A 6,698-nucleotide genomic window follows, 5' to 3' on the forward strand; every position below is an offset into this window, starting at 1 on the left:
GAGATGGAAGATTTGGCTGTACATTCCCATAACATAAGAAACAATTTCTTTGACTCTACCAAGAGACTTGTCGATGTCATCCCTAATGTCTTATTGAGAACCGAAGAAAATCTTGATCCGGAACTGACTCCGAGAGAAAGACATCCATTTGATGCTTAGTTTTTCTTTTTTTAGAAAAGGGGTTTGATTATGACACGATGGGAAGAAAAAGGTTGGCAGGAAGAAGACTTGAATAAATTATGCTTGTCATTTTTTAATGAAATATTTGAGTTAAAAGATTCATCCGGGGTTGATGTAACTATAGAATTTGCAAGATATTTGAATAAAGTTGGAGTTCATCCTGATAATTATCCAATATTTTTAAAGCTCATCGGTATGAGGAATCATTGGATCGTTGATGCTTTATTGGGTGAAAATGATTTGGAAGATATTTTTAATTTGGTTCAACCAAACTACTTTATTCTCAAAGAATGTTTTCAATCAATTACCAGGGTACAAAGAGGTGGGATATATGAGAAAAGTTTGATTGTTATTCTCAGTATCATTAATAGAACGTATAAGAATTCTATTGAAGGTTATCGCATTTACGATTTAAAAAATGAAGATTTGAATAACCTGGGAAAACATTTGGATGATACACAGGATCAAAGATTTCCATTGAATATGAAAATTCTTAATATACTCGATAATATTGCATCGCTTGTTGATCCTGCTCAGAATGAAGTAGATCTAAAACTAAATGCGATAGCGATTCATGCAAACAATATTCGAGGGAAATTCCTTGATATGAATAAAAGCCTCGATGAAGCGATTCCCGAGAATCTCCTGATTCCAGGCGACTTTAATAAAGACGAAGTTCCTCCTACTACAAAATGAAATAAATATATGCATTCAATTTTGCCTTAGATATCACAAAAACTCAAAATATTTATAAGTGATTTCACTTATATGTCAAATTCAAACATTTTTTTTTCACTGCAGATTTAAACAATGTCATAAAGCAGTATTGATTATAAAAAATATAATGTTTGTTTTTGACATACAAAGCACTGAGACAGTTTATTTATTTATTATCCGTTGTTTGACTAATATTTCTGCCATTTATGAGAACTTTAGATAAAGTATTTAGATAAAATAGTAAATAATTTTCAATATTATATTTTTACCTATTATATGTCAAAAGCAAACATTTTTAAATCTGATAGGTTTTTTTACAGGAATATATTTTTTCTCTAATTGAACGAATTTCGATTTATATAATATTTAAAAAATAAAATTTTCTGTTCCTCGGGGAAGGTTCTGCCCACCACCTAATTATTTCAAAATCATGCTTTATCTATCTATGATATATTCCGACTAAACAGGGAGGAGAACGAGTGCGGATTCCGCACGAGCTCCTTAAGATGTGATAAATCTCTGAATCTCTATAATATTAGTATCGAATTTGAAAAATAAATTAAATAATTCTATGATTATTATATGCCAAAAACAAACATATCCTTTTCAGAGAATGATATTAAGCTGCTTTCATTCTCATACAGGTCTATAGTTTCCTGGAGATATGGAAACCTATCATTACCCTATTGGAAGATAATTCACAATAAAAATGGAATAAGTGAAGTTTTTTTTAAGAAAAATATAAGTCAAAGAAGGATAAGTCTTCCAGAAAGTAATATAATTTTAATTCCTCCTAAAGTTGATTTCTCCTGTAATAGTTCCAGTCCGATTTTTCATTTTAATATTAACTTTATTATTTCTGGAATAAATCTGTCTGTAAAAAAGTCCTTTTTTTCATTCACTTACGAAGAAGTACTAAAAGGATTGATAGATGAGATTTTACTGAATGAGCAATTCCATTCTCAATCTTGTAAAAAACTTGTATTATTTCTTCTGAATCAAATCCCTGAGAGCTCATACTCTCCGCTTGTAAATGATATAAGAATAGACACTTCAATTAGTCATATGAAACATAGTCTCAACAAACCATTGTCTAATCTCGATCTGGCAGAAGAAGCTTCAATGAGTGTAAATGGTTTTGCACGACTCTTTCGAGACCTGATCGGTCAAACTCCCTATGAATATCAATCATTCTTAAGGATTGATAAAGCATGTAATCTATTACAGTTTTCAAAGGATTCTATTGAATCTATTGCTAATGAGTGCGGTTTCACTAACAGATTTCATTTTTCCAAATCTTTTAAAAAAAATAAAATATTAACTCCGGTAGAGTATAGAAAACTAGTGCAAAAAATATAACCTTTTGTTTTTGATAGTTTATATCATATCTGCTATTCTTTTAAATATGATTGATGATTACAACTTCATAGAATCAATACTTGATTCAAAAACACCAGAGTCTGAAGCGGCTATCATTGCTTTCTCAAAACATTTGTCTATGAATCCATTGAAATCATCAAATGCTGAAATCTTTATTAAAATACTCAGTAGAAATATTCCAAATGCTGCTGATATTATATTTTCAAGAAGAACTCCAACATCTTTTTTTTCCATAATACCAATAACAGCAGAATTAATCATTTCTGTTTTAACAACTCTATCAGAATATAAATATTCAGAACTGTATTCACCTATCATTGAATCCTTCATGGGAATAATTGTACATAATTACAGTAATCCAAATAACGGTATTTCCCTCTACAGATTGTCTGTGTCAAATATTTATCATATAGCGAAATATTTACAGAAGAACCAACAAAGTATTGAGTTATTAATACTGGAATTTCTTGAGCAAGTAAGTCTTTTAGATTCTAGGATGGAATTTACTCTTATTTCCAGAAAGGTTTTAGATAATTGGCTTGACAATACTAAAACTCTGGATCAGATAATTCCTTCATCAATTCTAAGCTAATCAAAAGTTTTAAAAGAAATTAGTTGAGGATATTTTATTTGATATGACCATGCAGATCTTCTTGTAATGCTCTGATCCTGTTCATATCAAACTGGCTGATCAGGACACCAGAGATGGTCCCGGATGGCCCGTAGATTGGAGTGGTCGCTGTCATCACAATATAATAGGGATACTGATCGGCATACACATCGGAGTGTATACCCTGACCTTCCAGGCACTCCTTAAACCAGGACGTTTCTATCCAGATTAAACGACATAGATTAAGTTCCCATTTCATAGAAGATGATAGTGGTGAAATGTACCTATTTATAGAGGATTTGGATTCACTATACCTCCTGTGTCACTAATCGCAATACTGACCCCTCAGTTTTCGATATGCTGACCCCTTTCACCTATATCATAAACGGCCATACTTTTTAAAGAGCCTTCCGGTATGATTTCCTTTTTATAATTACCCTGTGAGCATTATGAAACAACCGTAACCTCTAATAACGCCCCATCTAACAATAGCTGAGGATTTTAGTAATTTTCTATTCTGTAGGAGTAGAAAATGAAAAGAAGAACAGCAAAAGATTGGGATAAAATTATCCATGACTTTATAGAATCAGGACTGACTCAGAAAGAATATTGTAATAAAAATAATCTGAATTATTATTCCCTCCGAGATCAGCGTATAAAAAGAGAATCAGATGTCCCGAAAAAGAAACTGATCCGGCTAACACCAGAGAAATCAATACATCCCGTTATGGAACCAGTTGTCAATAGTAACACTGAGGTTATTAAAATATCGTTCCCATCAGGTGTGCTTCTTGAAATTCCAGTAGCTGTAAATGAAAAGACCGCTAAGGTTTTCATCACGACTCTTTGGAGCCTGAAGTGATTCCTAATCTTAGTAAAACAGATATTTTTATTAAGCCCGGTAGAACAGATATGCGGAAACAGATCAATGGACTAACAGTCATAGTTCAGGATGATATGGAGCTTAATCCATTCTCATCTTCCATTTTTCTATTCTGTAATCGGGAAAGGAAGATCCTGAAAGCCCTTTACTGGGATAACAATGGATTCTGTTTATGGCAGAAGAAGATAGAGAAAGAGACTTTTCCCTGGCCAAAGGATGAAGCCGAGGCTCAGAATATTACATATGAACAACTGAAGCTTCTGTTATCGGGAATCGATTTCTGGAAGGCTCATAAAGCACTGAACTATTGTGAAGTTTTATAATTTTTTTGAATGCCATAGAATCATTATCAGATGGCAAAAAAAACAGGATTATCAGAGAGCCCAGTGAACTAAAGAAACTCATTGAGGAACTTCAGGAGCAGAACAGTACTCTTCTGACAAATAACATAACTCTTCTGACAGATAACAATACACTTCAGAAAAAGAATGACCGACTCAAGGAACGAGTTAAACTCCTGGAGGATCATATATTTGCCAGAAGAAGCGAAAAATGGACCGTCCTGGATAAACTACAAATGAACCTTTTTGATGAGGCCGAGGCAGTCATCTCTGAAGACCCTTCTGAATCTGGAGAATCAGATGAATCAGATACACCAAAAGAGAAATTGAAGAAAAGAGGCCGAAAGCCCATACCGGCAGATATTCCCAGAGAAAAAGTGCTGCATAGTCTAAGTATTGAAGAGAGAACATGCCCTTGCTGTGGTAAATTACGTCCGATAATTGGTTATGAAACTTCTGAAGAACTGGAATATATTCCAGCACAGATTAAAGTGAAGGTTCATGAACGGGAAAAGTGTGGTCCTTGCAACTGTGGAGACTTTGAGGACTCTGAAGAGTCTCCCATCATTACAGCAAAGGCTCCGCCTCGAATTATGCCTGGGAGCATTGCATCTGCCAGTCTGCTGGCATTTATCATTACAGGGAAATATTGTGATTCTCTTCCTTTCTATAGACATGAGAGAATCTTTAAGAGGCTAGGTGTCGATATCAGCCGGACAAATATGTGCAACTGGACAATCAAAACAGCCTTAAAATGCTCAGATCTTATTGATCTACTGAAAGAGAGAACCAGAGAAGGTCCTTTGATCAACATGGATGAGACTACCGTTCAGGTTCTAAAAGAATCTGGCAAAAAAGTAGATTCCAAATCTTATATGTGGGTAACGGTGGGCTCAGACTCTGGAAACAAGATTGTACTATTCAATTACTCAAGAACTCGGAAAGAGGACATGGCTGTGAAGTTGCTGGAGGGATATGCCGGTTCTCTCCAGACAGATGGCTACGCCGGTTATAATGCAGCCACACGGAAATATAATCTTTGGCATGTGGCCTGCCTTGCCCATATCCGCAGGAAATTTGTAGAAGCAGCCAAGGCGACAAAGAGTGGCGGCCAGGCGAATAAGGCTATCAAGTACATCCGAAAACTTTATGTTATTGAAAATGAGTTGAGAGCGATGCAACTCACAGCCTCAGATTTTAACAGTCTCCGCCGCAACAGGGCTATTCCAATTCTCAAAGAATTCAGAAAATGGCTGACTGAAAAGAAGGTCACTGTTGTTCCCTCCATGGCTTTGGGGAAAGCCGTAAATTATGCAGATTCTGAGTATATGAAAATGGTTCGATATTTGAAATATGATTATCTAACTCCAGATAACAATGCGGCTGAGAACAGTATCAGACCCTTTGTAATCGAAAAAACTGGATTTTCAATGATACTCCCAGGGGAGCGCATGCCAGTGCTACTCTGTATTCACTGGTCGAGACAGCCAAAGCTAACGGCATAGAACCCGTATTCTATCTCAAGTATATTTTTGAGAAGATTCCAATGGCGGGTTGTAAAAAGGACCTAGAAAAATTGCTTCCATGGAACATCGATAAAGAAGAACTCATCCCATAGGCGATCTGTCAACACGGGGAGATATTAGCGCTTACAACTGATTCACAATTTCAGCTGAAGTTAAATTATATTGAAAACCCTGTTTACCAGTCATACAGAATAGACCGCCCATTTTGCATCCAACCTGTGATGAGAGACAGAGAGTTGCCCTTTCGGCATCCGGGATATATGCAGCTTCGACATATTACTGACCATTTATATGATAGAGATATTTTTTAGTCCCATCTTTCGATATCTCTGCTTTCACCGGAGGAGTTAGTCCAATCTCATAATATTCCTGTAGTTTCTGCCTTGATTCAAGAGTAAGATTAGTCATCTCATCGATGGATGTTATACCCTTCTGATATAGCCAACTGGCCATCTGTTTCTCTACATAAGGTTTCAATCCCAGTGTGCTGACCACTTTTTTTAACTGAGTAAGAGTTTTTCCAAATAATGTTTCCATTTGATTCCTTAGAAATAAATCTGCTTATTATATTGTCAAATTCTACTCCTTTTGACAGAAGGAGATCCCGAATATTTACAACCATTGTAGATGAACCGCATAGCGAGTAATAACTTTTTGGGAACTGAAATTCTGCTGAATATTGTGAGAGTCTGCCATAATATTAATGGTTAAAGTGCTGCCGTTAAGATGGCTTAAAATTTTTACAGAAACAGGGTGCTGGTCCAAATAAAATAAATGTTTTTTTAAAATGTGGTATGGCCCATCTCTGTTTTGAATATATTGATGTCAAAAAGGAAGGGGGAGGATCTTGAGGAAGACTCAAAAATCATAAGAGCTAACAGTTCTTTCTGTTACATGACGTCATCAGAATTCGCTAGTCTTAAAAGGTAGAAAGCTAGTGTCATGACCGGCTGAATTTTAATCATCCAGCCGGAACTTAATTTTCGCCTTCTTAAAGGTAAATTTCCAATCAAACTTTACTTTCTGCTTATTCATTCTATTTTTCCAGGCATTTACATTTT

Annotated in this window: 9 protein-coding genes; 6 read left to right on the plus strand and 3 right to left on the minus strand. The window is 35.3% G+C overall.

Translation table 11 applies throughout. The features are described from left to right. Positions 1–189: 189 nt before the first annotated feature. Together DV872_RS25600 and DV872_RS25605 are read left to right on the plus strand one after the other, a co-directional pair. Positions 190–876, plus strand: a complete 687-nt coding sequence (locus DV872_RS25600; protein ID WP_114632818.1) for a hypothetical protein — start codon at positions 190–192, stop codon at positions 874–876. Between the two features lie 603 nt (positions 877–1,479). Next, on the plus strand, positions 1,480–2,256 hold the full coding sequence (locus DV872_RS25605; RefSeq protein ID WP_114632819.1) for an AraC family transcriptional regulator: 777 nt from the start codon (positions 1,480–1,482) through the stop codon (positions 2,254–2,256). A gap of 57 nt (positions 2,257–2,313) precedes the next feature. On the opposite strand, the gene DV872_RS25610 is transcribed toward DV872_RS25605, so the two are convergent. Further along, complete coding sequence (locus DV872_RS25610; RefSeq protein WP_114632820.1) at positions 2,314–2,607, minus strand: hypothetical protein; 294 nt, start codon at positions 2,605–2,607, stop codon at positions 2,314–2,316. 296 nt (positions 2,608–2,903) lie between these two features. Next, entirely contained in the window at positions 2,904–3,146 is a 243-nt protein-coding gene (locus tag DV872_RS26425) for a cache domain-containing protein (protein WP_147283275.1), read from the minus strand. 273 nt (positions 3,147–3,419) lie between these two features. Here DV872_RS26425 and DV872_RS25620 point away from each other — a divergent pair, with 273 nt between their 5' ends. Genes DV872_RS25620 through DV872_RS27355 form a run of 4 tightly spaced genes read left to right on the plus strand, consistent with a single transcriptional unit; the run spans position 3,420 to position 5,729 of the window. Continuing rightward, complete coding sequence (locus DV872_RS25620) at positions 3,420–3,749, plus strand: hypothetical protein (protein WP_114632822.1); 330 nt, start codon at positions 3,420–3,422, stop codon at positions 3,747–3,749. Then, positions 3,746–4,093: an IS66 family insertion sequence element accessory protein TnpB gene (gene tnpB / locus DV872_RS25625; protein WP_114632823.1), complete on the plus strand. Its 348-nt coding sequence runs from the start codon at positions 3,746–3,748 to the stop codon at positions 4,091–4,093. The genes DV872_RS25620 and tnpB overlap by 4 nt, the downstream gene beginning before the upstream one ends. 5 nt (positions 4,094–4,098) lie before the next feature. Further along, positions 4,099–5,616: an IS66 family transposase gene (locus tag DV872_RS25630; protein ID WP_158547192.1), complete on the plus strand. Its 1,518-nt coding sequence runs from the start codon at positions 4,099–4,101 to the stop codon at positions 5,614–5,616. Next, positions 5,613–5,729, plus strand: coding sequence for a transposase domain-containing protein (locus DV872_RS27355; protein ID WP_370446665.1), 117 nt, complete (start codon positions 5,613–5,615; stop codon positions 5,727–5,729). The genes DV872_RS25630 and DV872_RS27355 overlap by 4 nt, the downstream gene beginning before the upstream one ends. A 184-nt stretch (positions 5,730–5,913) precedes the next feature. Here DV872_RS27355 and DV872_RS25640 read toward each other — a convergent pair whose 3' ends face one another. Next, positions 5,914–6,174 carry a hypothetical protein gene (locus tag DV872_RS25640; RefSeq protein WP_114632825.1) on the minus strand — a complete coding sequence of 87 codons (261 nt, stop codon included), beginning with the start codon at positions 6,172–6,174 and terminating at the stop codon, positions 5,914–5,916. Positions 6,175–6,698 lie beyond the last annotated feature (524 nt).

The sequence above is a fragment of the Oceanispirochaeta sp. M1 genome (assembly GCF_003346715.1).
Lineage (GTDB): Bacteria > Spirochaetota > Spirochaetia > DSM-2461 > DSM-2461 > Oceanispirochaeta.

Coding starts and splice junctions, on each gene's coding strand:
- DV872_RS25600 (WP_114632818.1), top strand. CDS start 190: ATGACACGATGGGAAGAAAAAGGTTGGCAGGAAGAAGACTTGAATAAA.
- DV872_RS25605 (WP_114632819.1), top strand. CDS start 1,480: ATGCCAAAAACAAACATATCCTTTTCAGAGAATGATATTAAGCTGCTT.
- DV872_RS25610 (WP_114632820.1), bottom strand. CDS start 2,607: ATGAAGGATTCAATGATAGGTGAATACAGTTCTGAATATTTATATTCT.
- DV872_RS26425 (WP_147283275.1), bottom strand. CDS start 3,146: ATGAAATGGGAACTTAATCTATGTCGTTTAATCTGGATAGAAACGTCC.
- DV872_RS25620 (WP_114632822.1), top strand. CDS start 3,420: ATGAAAAGAAGAACAGCAAAAGATTGGGATAAAATTATCCATGACTTT.
- DV872_RS25640 (WP_114632825.1), bottom strand. CDS start 6,174: ATGGAAACATTATTTGGAAAAACTCTTACTCAGTTAAAAAAAGTGGTC.